At 64.1% G+C, this 14,991-nt stretch carries 14 protein-coding genes and 1 pseudogene; 5 read left to right on the top strand and 10 right to left on the bottom strand.

All coding sequences use genetic code 11. From position 1 onward, the window contains the following. Nucleotides 1-81: 81 nt before the first annotated feature. The 4 genes from G3N98_RS18825 to G3N98_RS18810 all read right to left on the bottom strand — a co-directional run bounded on the left by G3N98_RS18825 (nt 82) and on the right by G3N98_RS18810 (nt 5,862). Nucleotides 82-1,113, bottom strand: a complete 1,032-nt coding sequence (locus tag G3N98_RS18825) for a ParB/RepB/Spo0J family partition protein (RefSeq protein WP_175239064.1) — start codon at nt 1,111-1,113, stop codon at nt 82-84. Next, nucleotides 1,106-1,801, bottom strand: coding sequence for a ParA family protein (locus G3N98_RS18820; RefSeq protein WP_011350423.1), 696 nt, complete (start codon nt 1,799-1,801; stop codon nt 1,106-1,108). Before G3N98_RS18820 ends, G3N98_RS18825 begins: the two co-directional genes overlap by 8 nt. Before the next feature lie 1,796 nt (nt 1,802-3,597). Continuing rightward, nucleotides 3,598-4,614 carry an AraC family transcriptional regulator gene (locus G3N98_RS18815; RefSeq protein ID WP_206148889.1) on the bottom strand — a complete coding sequence of 339 codons (1,017 nt, stop codon included), beginning with the start codon at nt 4,612-4,614 and terminating at the stop codon, nt 3,598-3,600. 123 nt (nt 4,615-4,737) lie between these two features. Next, nucleotides 4,738-5,862 carry an MBL fold metallo-hydrolase gene (locus G3N98_RS18810; RefSeq protein ID WP_206148888.1) on the bottom strand — a complete coding sequence of 375 codons (1,125 nt, stop codon included), beginning with the start codon at nt 5,860-5,862 and terminating at the stop codon, nt 4,738-4,740. Between the two features lie 83 nt (nt 5,863-5,945). Here G3N98_RS18810 and G3N98_RS18805 point away from each other — a divergent pair, with 83 nt between their 5' ends. Both G3N98_RS18805 and G3N98_RS18800 read left to right on the top strand, forming a co-directional pair. Next, a complete protein-coding gene (locus G3N98_RS18805; protein WP_089433973.1) occupies nt 5,946-6,599 on the top strand; it encodes a TetR/AcrR family transcriptional regulator in 654 nt (217 codons plus the stop codon). A 207-nt stretch (nt 6,600-6,806) separates the two neighbouring features. Then, nucleotides 6,807-7,298, top strand: a complete 492-nt coding sequence (locus tag G3N98_RS18800; RefSeq protein WP_124578689.1) for an NAD(P)H-dependent oxidoreductase — start codon at nt 6,807-6,809, stop codon at nt 7,296-7,298. 112 nt (nt 7,299-7,410) lie between these two features. Here G3N98_RS18800 and G3N98_RS18795 read toward each other — a convergent pair whose 3' ends face one another. Further along, nucleotides 7,411-7,995 carry a DUF2889 domain-containing protein gene (locus tag G3N98_RS18795; protein WP_089476465.1) on the bottom strand — a complete coding sequence of 195 codons (585 nt, stop codon included), beginning with the start codon at nt 7,993-7,995 and terminating at the stop codon, nt 7,411-7,413. 729 nt (nt 7,996-8,724) lie between these two features. Here G3N98_RS18795 and G3N98_RS18790 point away from each other — a divergent pair. Beyond that, entirely contained in the window at nt 8,725-9,390 is a 666-nt protein-coding gene (locus tag G3N98_RS18790) for a ProQ/FinO family protein (RefSeq protein WP_089476464.1), read from the top strand. A 489-nt stretch (nt 9,391-9,879) separates the two neighbouring features. Beyond that, nucleotides 9,880-10,836, top strand: a complete 957-nt coding sequence (locus G3N98_RS18785; RefSeq protein ID WP_206148887.1) for a DMT family transporter — start codon at nt 9,880-9,882, stop codon at nt 10,834-10,836. 108 nt (nt 10,837-10,944) lie between these two features. On the opposite strand, the gene G3N98_RS18780 is transcribed toward G3N98_RS18785, so the two are convergent. From G3N98_RS18780 to G3N98_RS18760, 5 genes are all read right to left on the bottom strand, one after another. After that, a complete protein-coding gene (locus tag G3N98_RS18780; RefSeq protein ID WP_206148886.1) occupies nt 10,945-11,535 on the bottom strand; it encodes a nitrogen fixation protein NifQ in 591 nt (196 codons plus the stop codon). Nucleotides 11,536-11,619: 84 nt separating this feature from the next. Continuing rightward, the gene (locus G3N98_RS18775) at nt 11,620-12,045 is read right to left on the bottom strand and encodes a TOBE domain-containing protein (RefSeq protein ID WP_069249909.1); all 426 of its coding nucleotides are present in this window, start codon (nt 12,043-12,045) and stop codon (nt 11,620-11,622) included. Between the two features lie 189 nt (nt 12,046-12,234). Further along, nucleotides 12,235-13,734 carry an efflux transporter outer membrane subunit gene (locus tag G3N98_RS18770; protein WP_206148885.1) on the bottom strand — a complete coding sequence of 500 codons (1,500 nt, stop codon included), beginning with the start codon at nt 13,732-13,734 and terminating at the stop codon, nt 12,235-12,237. Further along, nucleotides 13,731-14,690 carry an HlyD family secretion protein gene (locus G3N98_RS18765; RefSeq protein WP_206148884.1) on the bottom strand — a complete coding sequence of 320 codons (960 nt, stop codon included), beginning with the start codon at nt 14,688-14,690 and terminating at the stop codon, nt 13,731-13,733. The genes G3N98_RS18770 and G3N98_RS18765 overlap by 4 nt, the downstream gene beginning before the upstream one ends. 1 nt (nt 14,691) lies before the next feature. After that, nucleotides 14,692-14,850: a DUF1656 domain-containing protein gene (locus tag G3N98_RS18760; protein ID WP_206148900.1), complete on the bottom strand. Its 159-nt coding sequence runs from the start codon at nt 14,848-14,850 to the stop codon at nt 14,692-14,694. Nucleotides 14,851-14,859: 9 nt separating this feature from the next. Between G3N98_RS18760 and G3N98_RS39840 the strand changes: the two are divergent. After that, nucleotides 14,860-14,991 (top strand): annotated as a pseudogene (locus tag G3N98_RS39840) (AraC family transcriptional regulator); the annotation flags it as partial.

The following is a 14,991-nucleotide window of genomic DNA, read 5'->3' as shown; positions in this document are numbered from 1 at the left end:
GCCGGATGTGCGTCGCGCGCCGGACGTCGTCGTCCGGCTTCGCGGTGCACCGCGGATGCGAGGCCTTCTGCTTTTCGCGCGTTACTGTTGCGTGGCGGTTGCCAGTTCGGCAACGTACGCGTCGATGACGGTCTTGAGCTTGTCGGCGAGCGCTTCCTGATGCGATGCGTCGACGCCCTTGAGCTGCAGATCCAGACGTCCGTCCGGATAGGTTTTCAACTGGCCGATCGCTCGCGATTCGAGCGCGAAGTCATGGCGAACGCTGTAACGCGTACGTCCCGCTTTCTTGCTGCCGTCGCTTTGCGCACGCAGGAAATTCTCCAGATCACGAACCGACTTTTTCCGGTCGATCACGGCCGTCAACAGCCGATCGGCAGTCGGCTCGCCCAGGCGTTCGAAGATCAGCTTCAGGAAGTACGCCGCCTGCAGGCCGACCACGTCGTTCGCGCTCGCCATCCGTTCCAGCAGTGTGTTCGGGAGTGCGTTGAGCGACAGCGTCTTGCTGATCGATGCCTTGTCCTTGCCGATCTTTTCCGCGAGCGTGTTCTGGTCGGAAAAGACTTTCTCGTCGAGGAGACGCTTCCACGCGACCGCATCATCGAAGATCGTCTGGCGTTCGTGGTCGTGGTTCGCGCGATACGCGATCGTGTAGAGCTGCTCAGGCGTGTGATCCGTGCGGAACGTGGCGTTGATGGTTTCATCGCCGTTGATGCTCGTCGCGCGGAGCCGGCGTTGCCCGTCGATCACCACGAGCTTGCCGGGAAACTCCGGGAGCCGCGTAACCTTGATCGGCTCGATCTGCCCTTCCCGTTTCAGTGTCAGGGCGAGCTCGTGCAGGCTCGACTCCGAGTAGAACACGCGCGGGTTGAACGGGTTCGGAATGCAATCCTTGACCAATACCTTCTGGGGCGCGCCAAGATCCGGTGTGCTGGCCGGCGCGGCCGCGGCCGGAGCGCCGGCGGGTGCGGCTTCGCCGACGACGTTCGGTGCAGCCGCCGGTTCGGGCAGCCGCGTTTCGAGTGCCGCATTCTCCTGCGCAAGTCCGCGCAGCAGGCCGGCTGCGAGATGCAGGTTGCCGGTCGGCTTCTTGTCTTTCGATGTGTCCTTAGCCATGGGCGGCTCCGGTAGCGCGCGTCGACGCGATGTATTGGGCCATTTCCGTGACCAGCTTTTCGATTTCCGCACGGGCTTCTTTCAGGCCCTTCAGATAGCGATTGTGGTGATGGATCGTGGTGCCGAGCGCAAACGTCTGACGGTAGACCTCGCGCTGCGCGATCTGGCTGTCGAGCAGATGCTCCCCTATTTCTTCAGCCCGTAGAATTTTTAAAATTTCTTCACGCATTTTAGTTTTTCCATTAACACTATTCAGCATTAATGCGGAAGAAAGATTCGGGTTACGAACGGACCGCATCGACTCGATCATGCGGATCATCGCGACCGTGCTGTAGAGATCGGCTGGCGACGGTGACAGCGGCACGAGGCAGAAGTCGGCGACCTCGAGCACGGAGGCGATTCGCGGGTCTTCGAGGTTGCCAGGACAGTCGACAACGATCACGTCGAAGTTCGCGTCCTGTTTCTTGATCTCGCCGCCGATGCCGCGGCCGGCAGGGGCCAGAGAGAGAACCGTCATCGGCAGCGTGTTCTCACCGCTCGTCACCCACCGGACGGACGTGCCTTGAGGGTCGGCATCGATCAGGGCGACCTTGTTGCCGCCGGCTTCGAATGCAGCGGCGATATTGACGGAGATGGTTGTCTTTCCAGTCCCACCTTTTTGATTACTGACGGCGATCTTGAAAGCCATTAAATTCCTCCACGGAGTTTTGCGTAATATATGCAGTTATTGTCGAAATGTCCAGAAAAGCCTTTGACACGATGTATGCCTTAAGGATCGGTGTGGTTGTCACGTAACAAGTGTGCCGAATGGCTAATGAGTCAGTCGTGATTGATGGTCGAGTAAAAATAAAATTGACGACCGAGATTGAAACGTAAGTACGAAGCTCGAGCAAAACTTCGATCAATCCCAATGTCGACGGCAGTGTTGGCAAATGGAGACGAGGACCTCGAGGTCGCGGTGTTCGCGGTAAAAATCGCCACGGTTTCCGTTAGTCAGTTCATAGGCGTCGCAAGGAAACTTGGTTGTCACGTGACAAGTAGCAGGCATTTGTTCCTTCTCGACGTAATCCGGCGCCAGGAAATCTCTCCTTCGACTGCACTTAAAGCTATGGCGAGATCATTCGACGCTCGAAATCTGGTTCTATTTTTTTGCATGATCGCTTCTCGTGCGATGAGTTGTCACGTGACAATCGGTTCGGAGCGGGAGGTCGCGTCGGTGCCGAGTCGCCCCTCCGGACGAGTTTTGATCGAACTTCATAGAGCGTGAGCAGCTGGATCGCCAAAGAAGAGATTCGCATCGCGGTGTCGTCGCGACTGCAGTTTCTTGGCTCAATTCGCCGCGGCGTTGTCACGTGACAACTGGAGTGTTGTATCGGGGAGCTTGCTTGTCGAAGCGGCGGGTTGCGCCGCATATCGGGCGGGGCGCCTATGTCGAAGAGTCCTAGTCATTAATAGGTCTGCAGACGCGGAGGCTACATCGCTGACTATTTGCAGTCACGTGCGAAAGGAAAGACGCCGGTCAGCTTGCTGGGTCGCGCCCACGAGGGAGTGTCATGGGCGCTAATGATATGGCCCCATTTAATTGGAGTGGTCAGGCCAACATTGCGAGAGTGTTGTACGGAAGGGGAGGGTACGGGCTTTGCCGCGCGTACCCTCGAGTTCCGGGACCTCTGCGCGCCAGCCATGCAAATGGGCTTCGGTTTGCGACGAACTTCAGTGTTGATGGCCACATAACAACTCAAACGGGCCGGATCGTGAAACATTTCCAAGAAATTCGGTGTTCGCGGAAGTCCTTATCTGGCAATCGGTTGCGCGATATTCTTCATGTTGTTTCACGCAAAATCGCCGAGTTCAACCTCGTAAATAGGGGCGTATGGCCATTTCGCATTCTTCGAGCCAGGGGCGGTGTGAATACGGCTCAATATGTAATTTATGATACGTTATTCGTAGTATTCAAAATGCAATCAGTCGATCTGATGCCAAGATGAATCGAACTGAGGTGAATCAGATGCATCTCGACAAGGCGTCGAGCGCCTTCTTAGGTGTCTGCGCCGATCTATCAGCGAGAGTTGTCACGTGACAACGCACACGCTCACCGCGCAAATCGGCGGTTCGAAGCATGGCGCGACACTCCTCACACTGCAGAGTTTATGGCCGAGCCTCCGGAGGGCACTGAGACGACTTGGTTGCGGAGACGGCAAAGTCCTCATCAATTCAAGAGGTCGGCATGAGGCGACTGCCTCTAGCCGATGAACACTTGCGATTTTGGATAAAGGTCCGACGCCGCGAGGCGCCCACGCACCGCTCGATACCTAATTTGAATTCGCGGCGGGCTGCCGAGCAATCAATTCGGGGAAAACAACAAGTGCGCATCTGCGCTCGTTGGGCTCAAGCGGGTCGCCCCCTCCCGTGAAGGGGGCGCCCCAAGCATTCTGCGGATACCACCAAACGCGGCATCTCATATCTCCGGTACCGTTCCGATGATCAATACGTCGCCGCAATCGAAAGAACGACATCTGCTCCGCTTCGCAGGCTATCGATATCTCTCCGCGGAGAATTACCGAATAAACGGCTGTATTCGCGATTGAACTGAGTCGGGCTCGCATATCCGACCCTGAACGAAGCCGATGCGGCGTCGAGCCGCTCGGACAACATCAGTCGACGCGCCTCATTGAGCCGTATCCATTTCTGGTACTGCAGCGGACTCATGCCGGTGAGCTGGCGGAAGTGGTGGTGGAAGGTCGAACTGCTCATTTGTACCTGCGCCGCCAGATCGTCGACCCGAAGCGACTCGTCGTAATGGGTCCGCAACCACTGGATCGCCCGCGACACGCGGTTGCCCTGACTGCCGGCGGACGCAATCTGACGCAGACGGGCACCCTGGTCGCTCGTCAGCAGCCGGTAATAGATTTCCCGCTCGACGTACGGTGCGAGAACTGCGATGGCGTTTGGGTCATCCAGCAATGCCAGCAAGCGATTCACCGCGTCGTAGAGCGGTTCGTTCATATCGCCGACGACGAGGCCGCGGCCTGCCGGGGCTTCCTCGTGATCCGCTGCGACCTGCGCCATCAGTTCAGCCATGACGCGAAAATCAAGCTTGAGCCCGATTCCGAGAAACGGCCTTTCGCGGCTGGCCTCGATGACCTGCGTCGAACCGGGCAAGTCGAGGGACGTGATCAGAAAGCGGTTGGCGTCGCAGAGATACACATCGCCGCTCTGAATGAGCCGCTTCGTGCCCTGGACGACGAGACCGAAGCTCGGCTCGACCATGCAATCCATCGGCTGCGTTGTCACCTCCCTTCGATGGAGGCTCAGGTTCGGAATGGCCGTGGTGAGGTGATCGACGTCTTTCGTCCATCTCGAGACGCGCTCTGCGAGCGTCTGCCGCAGGTCGTTCTCCCGGCTGCGGCTCGTCGATCGGGGGGCAACGGGGTTGAATGCGGCGAGGGTGGCGTCGTCGACGGGGTGGCCGGGTGCGTATCGGACGGGTGCCGGATGCATGACTCTCTACTCAGGTAATCGGGTCTACAGACAGCCCGTCGACGTGCGGGTACGCCGGCAACGCGCCTGCCGGAGTCGCGGCATTGCCGCGCTCCGGGAAAAATGTACGACGATCGGCGGGTTTTACTTCGTGGCCTGCGACGCGCAAAGCGTCCAGCGGCGCGATTTCGCGGCAACGGACGTCGCGCGCTCGTCGACCGTGCGCCACCACCGCTCGCCGCGATGCGGTTCGTCGAGTGAGAGGCGCTCGCCCATCCTGGGCGTCGATAGATCGACGCCTCGTACGATCGCCAGTGCCGTGACGCGCTCGAACGGTTCCTGCCAGCGATGCATCGCGAGATCGAACGTGCCGTTGTGAATCGGGACCAGCCAGCGTCCGCGCAAATCGATGTGCGCCTGCACGGTCTCTTCCGGCTGCATGTGCACATACGGCCATTGCGCGTCGTATGCGCCTGTTTCGATCAGCGTGACATCGAACGGCCCGAGGCGCTCGCCGATCGTCCGGAACCCGTCGAAGTAGCCGGTGTCGCCGCTGAAGAACACGCGCAAGTCGTCGTCGACGATGACCCAGGACGCCCACAGCGTGCTGTTGCCGTCGAACAGGCTGCGCCCGGAAAAGTGCTGGGCTGGTGTCGCGGTCAGCGTCAGGCCGGCCACGTCGACGCTTTGCCACCAGTCGAGCTGGCGGACTTTCTTCGCGTCGATGCCCCATTCGATCAGGCGGTCGCCGACCCCCAGCGTCGTCACGAACACACCGGTGGTGGCCGCGAGCGCGAGCACCGTGTCGCGGTCGAGATGATCGTAGTGATCGTGCGACAGGATCACGCCGCGCAGCGGCGGGAGATCTTCAAGCGCGATCGGCGGCGCATGGAAGCGCTTCGGGCCGACGCGCCGAAACGGCGACGCGCGCTCGGCAAACACGGGATCGGTCAGCCAGAATTCGCCGCGCAGCTTGAGCAGCAGCGTCGAATGGCCAAGCCGGTACAGGCTGCGATCGGGGGCCGCGTCGAGCTCCGCGCGCGTCAACGAATCGACGGGTAGCTGCCCTGCGGGCACGGTATTGCGCGGCTTGTTGAACAGCACGTTCCAGGCGATCCCGAACGTTTTGCCCAATCCCTCGACCGGACGGGGCGCGACATTGCTGAAGCGCTCGCCATTGTGCTGCGGCGAGCCGCCGGACAGCGCGCGGCCGCGCCGGGCGGCCGCCAAACCCAGAATGCGATGAATCAAAACGAGAGGCGATGCCATGTCGGTTCGTCCGGAAGATAAAGTACACTAAACAGTGTAGTTTATTTCTGGGATAAGTAAACTACCCGGTGTAAAATTTCTGGATGGATACCAGCACTCCCCCTCAGCGCCTGACCGATCGAAAGCGCGCGGCCATCGTCGACGCGGCCATCGAGGAATTTCTCGCGTCGGGTTACGACGCGACCAGCATGGATCGCATCGCCGCGCGTGCGGACGTGTCGAAACGCACGGTCTATAACCACTTCCCGGGCAAGGAAACGTTGTTCGCCGCCATCCTGCAAAAATTGTGGGACGCGACCCGGACAGGCAGTTCGCCAACCTATCGTGCCGATGTGCCGCTGCGCGAGCAATTGCTCGCATTGCTGGATCGCAAAATGCGCCTGCTCAGCGACGAGGCATTTCTGTCGCTCGCACGCGTCGCGATCGGTGCGGCCATCCATTCGCCGGAACGTGCGCGTGACATGGTCGAGCGCCTCGGCGAACGCGAGGAAGACATGACGGTCTGGGTGCGGACGGCCGCGGCGGCCGGACGCCTGTCCGTCACCGATCCGGTGTTTGCCGCGCATCAGTTGCACGGTGTCGTGAAGGCATTCGCGTTCTGGCCGCAGATAACGATGGGCCAGCCGCCGCTCGCGGAGCCGGAGCAACAGAAAGTCGCTGAATCCGCCGCCGACATGTTTCTCGCGTACTACGCGCAGCCGGAACATACCGACGCGTCGCGCGGCGTAACGGACTGATCGTGTATCCGGTCGAACTTGCGCGAATCGAACCTGGCGCAACGTGCATGATCGGAACGTGCATGATCGGAACGTGCTTCGTAACGACGCGCCGTCAAACCGGCAGATCCGGGAAAGCGACCGCGGGATGTCTTATCGGATCTCCGGCCATTCAGCGGAAATCGGCGATGCCGTCAGCACACCTGAACCGAACGTGAGTCACGACGAATGAAGACGCTGTTGATCGTCTATCACACGATGACCGGAGGCACGCAACAGATGGCCGAAGCGGCCGCCGGCGCTGCGCGCGAGCAAACTGGCGTCGACGTGAGGCTGCAGCGCGCCGATGCGACGAGCGCGGACGACGTGCTGGCCGCCGACGCCTATCTGTTCGCCACGCCGGAGAATCTCGCGGCAATGTCCGGGCTGATGAAGGATTTCTTCGACCGCTGCTACTACGCGGCGCTCGATCGCGTGAACGGCCGCCCGTATGCGGTGATGATCTGCGCGGGAAGCGACGGGCAGAACGCGCTGCGCCAGATCGACCGGATCGCGACCGGATGGCGGTTGAAGAACGTGGCGCCGGGCCTGATCGTCTGTACGCACGCGCAGACGCCGGAACGCATCCTCGCGGCGAAGACGATCGACGGCGACGATCTCGCGCGCTGCGCCGAATTGGGCGCTGGGCTTGCAGCGGGACTCTCACTGGGCGTTTTTTGATCGCCAGCGCTGCAACTTCGATGGCCGGTCGACGCACGTTCATGCATGCGACGCGCGCCTCCTCCAGCAGCACCGATCGTGCGATGCACGGTACTGGCCGAATGCCCGGCCCTTAGCTGCCCTTTGTCGCCTCGGAAGGCCGGTGATATTCGGGCCAAAGACGTTTCACGAGATCGCGCGAAGCGCCATAGGCATGGCAACTGTCGATCTTGAGCGGTTTTCCGTTGCCATCGCGCGCCTCGAGCGACGACTTCCGCATGCCGACCATCGTCTGATAGGCCGTGGTGGCGATCGGGCCGAGCAACTCCTTCAGGTGCGTGCACGTATCGCAGGACGGCAGTCGCTTGCGAATCTCGCTGTTCCAGCCCGCGCCGATGCTCAGTCCGACGAGCGCCTGCAGCGAGTCGCCGCCGCCCGGGCACTGCGCATACGGATGCGACCGGAGGAACGTGGACACGGCGCGGACGACCATGTCGGCGTCGAAGACCAGCGTCACACCGAGGTCATGGATCGGCGACAGCGCAGCGACCGTCCGCGTGCCGCCCGGCGGCGTGAAATCAAAGGTTTTGCGGTCCGCGAGGCAGGCCGTTACTTCGAACCGGCCGTCGCTGCGCCGATAGCCGCGCATGTCGATTTGCCGATGGTGAATCTCCTCGCGCGTGATGCCGTCGTGCGGGATGTCGTGTGGGGGAACCATGTCTCTGCTCCGTTTCGTACAACCGGTTCGTTCTTTTGGCTGGCAAGCGGGATGTCGGCGGCTCGCCGGCGGGGCGCGGCGAAACGGGCCGAGGTATGCTGCCGACGTCATCGATCCGGCCATACTACGCACTTTTCTGGCTCTTCGTGCGCCACGGAATGGATGCGGACGCAACGAGTTGCGTGCGGGCATCGATGCTGTCGAATGGGTACGGGAATTGCGCCGATCGATTGCCGTGATCGTTGATTCGCACGCAGCCGACGCCGCTACCCGGATTGCAGAATCGCAGCCGGGGCCGAGACGCACCGATGCCGCTGGATCGCGTTCGACGTCCCGAGGCGGAATACCCCGTGTCGGGCGTCGATCGGTGCCGCCGGGGCAATCGCAGCACGGAAAATGGCCCCGATTTCCGCCAACGAGAGCGAACGGCGTGACTTCCGGAAACGTATCCATATAATGCGCAACACGACCGCATGGACGCATTTCCGGTACCCCGAATCGGGCCAACGCAGACCAGTGAGTCAACCGGCCGCCGCGCGTACCGGTATACTTCCACTCCTGCCTTGTCCGGCATCGTGGCCGGGTGCCTGAAAACAGAGTGGCGTGCGCGATGCGGCCCCGTAGTGTTCCGCATCAGCGGCAGACGGGTCGCACGCATGGCGGCGAAGCTTGTGCGCCGCGCGGCATGACCGCACGAACCACACCTTATATTCCTGGTGGATTGAATTTATGGGTTTTGAACAACTTGCCGAATTGCGGGCGCAGCTCGCAGCGAAGGCCAAGCAGGAGCGCAACGCGAAGCGGCCGGCAGCGCCGGCGGACACCGGCGCGAAGCCGAAGTCCGGCGACCAGCCGCAGCGTGGCGCCAAGCCGGCTGCGGCCGGCGGCAAAGCGGCGCACCGCGCGAAGCCGGCTTCGGCGAAGCCGGCGGCGCCGGTCGATCCGGTCATCGTTGCGATCGGTAAGCTGCAGCGCAAGTTTCCGCGTGCGTTCCCGAAGAATCCGGCCCCCAAAGTGCCGCTCAAGGTCGGTATCTGGGACGACCTCGCACGTGAAGCACAGGCCGTCGGGCTCAGCGAAGCCGAACTGCGTGAAGCGATGTCGACGTGGTGCCGTGGCAACCGTTACTGGTCGTGCCTCGTCGAAGACGCCGTGCGGGTCGATCTGCAGGGTAACGAAGCAGGGCGTGTCACGCATGACGATGCGGCTCGGGCTCGCCGCCTGAAGGCTCGTCGCCCTGGCAACAAGGGCGCGGGGCAAGCGGCCAAGGGCGCGCCGCAGCAGCCGAAGGCAGAGCAGCAGGCCGAGGCCGCCGCCGAGCCGCAACCGGCAAACGTGGAAGCGCAAGCCGACGCAGCGCCGCAGGTCGAGCAGCAAACGGCCGGAAACGCGTAATCCGCACCGCGCCGCTGCATACCGCACGGCGCCGTCCCGCAGGCACATCGCCTGCGGTGAATGACCCGACAGACTGACCTGCCTTGACCGAGGCAGGTCAGGACTGCTCCCACCGGCGCTCGACGTGCCGGGCTCTCACCTATCCCACCTCGAACAGACCACGCGACCGGACGAAGAAAGTTTGCCGATCGATGCTGCACGCGCGTTGTTTCGACTTTGTCGTTTGCGCATGAACGGTACGCCTACACCGAACACGGCAACGCTTCGTTCGATTAATTCGTTTTCCTAAAATAGAGGCATGCCGAAGCCATCGACCGACGCGTGGACGATCGCGCCCGGTCATCGTGACATGACGGCGCGCGATAATCTCGCCGAGGTCGTCAGGTCGCGCGCAAGCTGGCCGGCTGCGATGCAGCTTGCATTGCGAAAGGTATGACGAGCCCACCGCTGCGACGACCAGCGCCTTTCAACGTCAATTCGAACCGGATCATGCACTCGAGACATTCCGCGATTCTCGTCGCGCTCACCGCTGCCGCGTTGTTCGGCGCCGCGACACCGCTCGCCAAGGCGCTGATCGGTGCGATGTCGCCGTTCATGGTCGCCGGTCTGTTCTATCTCGGCAGCGGCGTCGGGCTCGGTATCGGGATCCTGCTTCGCCGCCTGCACAACCGGCATGCAACGACCGGCGGCGCCGCGCCGAGTGCATTGCTGCTCAATCTCGAGGGCGTGCTGACGGCTGTCATCGCGTGGGTCGTGTTTCGCGAGAACGTGGATTCGCAGGTGTTCCTCGGAATGGTCGCGATCGTCGCCGGCGGCACGCTGCTGTCGTGGACGCCGGGCCAGGCAGGCGTGCCGGTCGGCGCGTTGTTGATCGTCGGCGCATGCCTGTGCTGGGCGGTCGACAACAACCTGACCCGCAAGGTGGCCGCAAACGATGCGATGGTCATCGCGTGCGCGAAGGGGCTGATCGCCGGCCCCGTGAACATCGGTATCGCGCTGGCGACTGGCGCGACGCTGCCGGCTGTCCCGGTCACGGCTGCCGCGATGCTGACGGGGCTCGGCGGTTACGGGATCAGCCTCGTGCTGTTCGTCGTCGCACTGCGTCATCTCGGCAGCGCGCGCACGGGCGCATATTTCTCGATCGCGCCGCTGTTCGGCGTCGTGCTGTCGCTGCTGATCTGGCCCGCGCTGCCGCCCGCGACGTTCTGGATCGCGGCCGTGCTGATGGCGCTCGGGATCTGGCTGCACGTTCGCGAACGGCATGAACACACGCACACGCACGAGCCACTCGAGCACACGCATCGGCATCGGCACGACGAACATCACCAGCATGCGCACGATTTTGCGTACGACGGCAACGAGCCGCACACGCATCCGCACGTGCATCTGCCGATCACGCACAGCCATGCGCATTTTCCGGACATCCATCACCGGCACCGGCATTGACCGCGTCATGAACAGCAGGCGATACGGTTCACAAGGTAACCGTTTATGGGGCGGGTTCTCCGGATGGGGAGGCGACGACTCGAATGGGCAGCCCGGCCGCCGCGGTGGTTATCGCGCGTGAGGAAAGCAGAAGCCGAAATCCTCGCAGCTCGGGCATCCGGGGGCGGGGCCGGGCGGCACATCGAGCGCGGCGGCCACTTCCTGTGCAAGGAATTTCTTCCAGCGCAGGTGAGCGACGTTACGCGCGGCAAGCGCGGGGAAATAGCGATCGAGCATCGCGGATACCGCGTCGCGCCCGTCGAGCCCGAGATCGCGCCATAGATGATCGGGGCGCAGGCAGGCGTGCGCGATGATCGACGCGAGACAGCCGGCGTCGTCGCGGTCGGCGGCGGGATTCGCGTCGTTCATCAGCCGCGTGTGCAGCGTGGTGACGAACGCCGCGTGAGTGGATGGCAGCACGGCCATCGCGGCAGTTGGCGCGAGCGCTGCGACCTCGGCCGCAGGCAGGTGCGGAAACTGCCGCGTCAGCAGGCCAGCCAGTTGACGACGAGACAGGCCGAGCAGCCCGAGTTCATTGCGGCGCGCGCGTGCCGCAACGAGTGCGCCGAACAGGCGTGCATCGGGTGTATCGGCACTGGCCGCCGCGGACAGCAACGACTGCAGCGCCCGTTGCCGAGCGTGATCGAACGCGGTTGTCATCGCACGCATCCGACCGGCAGTCGCACGGCGCGATTCGTGTGAATGCGCCGTGCCAAACGGATCGCCATCGCGATCGTCACGCGTTCACTCGACGCCGACGATCACGCTCGATGCCTTGAAGATCGCGGACGCAGCCGTGCCGCTCGCGAGGCCGAGACGATCGACGCTGTCGTTGGTGACGATCGCGACGATTTCGGCGCCGCCCGCGGCCTTGATCACGACTTCCGAATTGACCGCGCCTTTCGCAACCGACGATACGGTGCCTGCGACGCAGTTGCGGGCCGACACCTTGCTGCTGTCGACGTCGACCATCACGATCACCGACGACGCCTTCACGAGCGCGAATGCCTTCGAGCCGGCCGCGAGGCCCAGCGAAGCCGCGCTGCCGTGGGTGATCACGGCGACGATGTCGAGGCCGTCCTGCGTGCGGAGCGTGATTTCGTCGTTGACGGCACCGGTCTTGACGGCGCTGACCTGGCCGGCGAAATGGTTGCGGGCGCTGGTTCGCATGATGGATCTCCGGGTGGATGCCGCTGGGAGTGCAGCGGCGAAAGATGAATGGAAATGCATTTGCCAGTTTACCGTCAACGTGGGTGTTCGTCGTCCTTCCGGCGCTATGGCGCGAATCAGGAAAGCCCGCCGCCGCCGAGCGCTTCGCCAGGTGCGCGTGATGTACTGAAGATGACAGCGCTGCCGTGATTACTCGCTGGTCGCGGGTGTCGCGGCGGTGCGTGTCGCGGCGGGACGGGCGTCCGCTGCGGCCGTCGTACCGTCGGATTCCCACCCCCCGCCGAGCGCGAGGAAGAGCCGCACCTGGTCGGTCGCGACCTGGCCTTCGGCTGCCGCCACCTGCGCCTGCGCGCTCGTCAGCGTGCGCGTCGCGTCGAGATCGGAGATGAACGACTCGCGGCCGGCCAGATAGAGGCGATGCGTTTCGTCGGCGGAATTGCGTGCCGATTCATACGCCGTGCGCAGCGCTTCCGTGCGCTGCACGTCGGCCGCATAGGTCGCGAGGCTCGACTGCGTTTCCCGCAGCGCGTTCAGCACGACGCCGTCGAAGTGCGCGAGCGCGCCACCTGTGGCAGCTTCGGCCTCGCGTACGCGCGCACGCTGGCCGTTGACGGGGAACGACCAGCTGATCAGCGGGCCGAACGACCAGCGATTCGTCGTGGACGAGAACAGGTCGGCGGCGACACCGACCGAGCCGGCCGACGCGCCGATGCTGATCGACGGGTACAGCGCGGCGGTCGCCACGCCGATCCGCGCGGTCGCGGCCGCGAGTTGCCGCTCGGCTGCGCGCACGTCGGGGCGGCGGCGCAGCAGCGCGGCGCCGTCGCCGATCGGAATCGGCTGGCGCAGCTTCGGCAGGCGCTCGCATTCGGCAACGGCCTTCGGCAAGTCGGCCGGCGAACGTGCGAGCAGCGCGGCGAGCTGGTATTGCGCGACCTTGCGGCGGCCTTCGAAGCGCGGGATATCGGCGGCGAGGGTGCGCACCTGCGTCACGCCGCGCGTCACGTCGGTCTGGTTGCCGCGCCCGGCATCGCGCAGCCGCTGCGACAGCGCGACGCGCTGCTTCTGCAGCGCGAGCGACTGCTTCGCGACGGCCAGCTCGTCGCCGGCCGAGCACGACTCGACGTACGCCCGCACGACGTCGGCGACGACCGTGATGCGCGCCAGGTCGCCGGCGGCCCTGACGGCTTCGCTGTCCGCGCGCGCGGCTTCGACGCCGCGCCGCAGCTTGCCGAACAGGTCGATCTCGTACGACACGTTGATGCCGACCGTGCCTTCGTTGACGATCGGCAGCTTGTTCTCGAGCAGGTATTGCTCGGCCGATTCCTGGGCGCGCTGCACGGCGGCCTCCGCGCCGCCCGAGAAGCCACCCTGCTGGCTTGCCACTTCCAGCGCCGCGCGCGAGCGCGCGAGGTTGGCCGCGGCGACGCGCAGGTCGGTGTTCGACTTCAGTGCATCGCGCACGAGCCCGTTGAGCACGGGGTCGTCGTAGAGCTGCCACCAGTTGCCGGGCACGGCGTCGCGCGACACGAGCGTACCGTTCGCATCGTCGAGCGCATGGTTCGCGAGCGGCGCATTCACGTACGCCTGCTGCGGCAGCGTGTAATCGGGGCCGACGGACTTGCACGCGCCGAGTGCGAGTGCAAGCGGCGCGAGCGTCGCGGCGAGGCGCAGACCGTGCCGCTTCATTGCGATGCTCCTGCCGCGCTGGCGGCCGTGCCGGAAGCCGTCGATACCGGTGCGGCGACCGCCGACTTTGCCTGGTCGTTGCGGCGCGTGTCGGCTTCGCGCATCGAGACGGTCGCGGTACGGCCCGCGATCATCCGGAAATCGTCGGGCACCTCGTCGAGCACGACGCGCACCGGCACGCGCTGCGCGAGCCGCACCCAGCTGAATGCGGGGTTCACGTTCGGCAGCAGGTTCGCGCCCTGCGTGCGGTCGCGATCCTCGATTGCCGCGACGATGCTCTGCACGTGGCCGCGCAGCGCACGCGGCTCGCCCATCACGATGATGTCGACTTGTTGGCCGATGTGGATGCCGCGCAGCTTGGTTTCCTCGAAGTAGCCGTCGACGCGGAACGAATTGCGGTCGACGACCGACAGCACCGCGCGGCCGGCCGGCACGTATTCGCCGACGCGCGGCGCGCGGTCGTTCAGGTAGCCGTCCACGGGACTGACGATCGTCGTGCGCTGCAGGTTCAGCTTCGCGGTGTCGAGCGACACCTGCGCATCGGCGACGGCGGCTTCGCCCTGTTCGACGCGCGTGCGGCTTTCCTCGACCTGCTCGCTCGCGACCAGGTTGCCGAGCTGCAGGTTGCGGGCGTACTCGCGCTTCGCCTGCGCGAGCGTCGCGCGGCGCTGCGCAAGCGTGGCTTCGGCGAGCCGTTCCGCGAGCGCGTAGCGCGCCTGGTCGATCACGAACAGCACCTGGCCGCGCTTGACCTCCTGGTTGTCGGCGACCTGCACCGACGTGATGAGGCCCGCCACGTCCGGCGCGACCTGGATCACGTCGGCGCGCACGTGACCGTCGCGGGTCCACGGCGAGAACATGTAGTAGTTGACGATGCGCCACAGCACGACGGCAGCCACGACGACGACGATCAGGGTGAGCAGGATTTGCCCTGCCGAGAGCCAGGTTTTTTTCACGTTAGGTAGCCACGAGATGGTGGGACACGATCACGACGGCGGCAAATACGAATACGTAGATGCCGAGGTCGAAGATCGAACGGTGCCAGACGAGGCGGTAGAAGCCGACGCGCTCGAGCACGGCGCGCACGACGATGTTGATCAGGTAGGCGATCAGCATCAGCACGAGCGGGGCCGGCACGATACGGGCTGGGTCGCGAAGACGCGCGCGCAGTTGAAGGCGCTACCGGCCGCGGAGTGGCCCGACTTCGATACGCTGGCCGTGCGCCTCGGCACGACGCCCGCGACGCTGCGGCGGCGT

The sequence above is a fragment of the Burkholderia sp. Tr-20390 genome, from assembly GCF_017104595.1.
In the GTDB taxonomy this organism is placed as follows: Bacteria; Pseudomonadota; Gammaproteobacteria; order Burkholderiales; family Burkholderiaceae; genus Burkholderia.
Note: the sequence above shows the minus strand (reverse complement) of the source record. Positions and strands in the feature narration are given on the sequence as shown.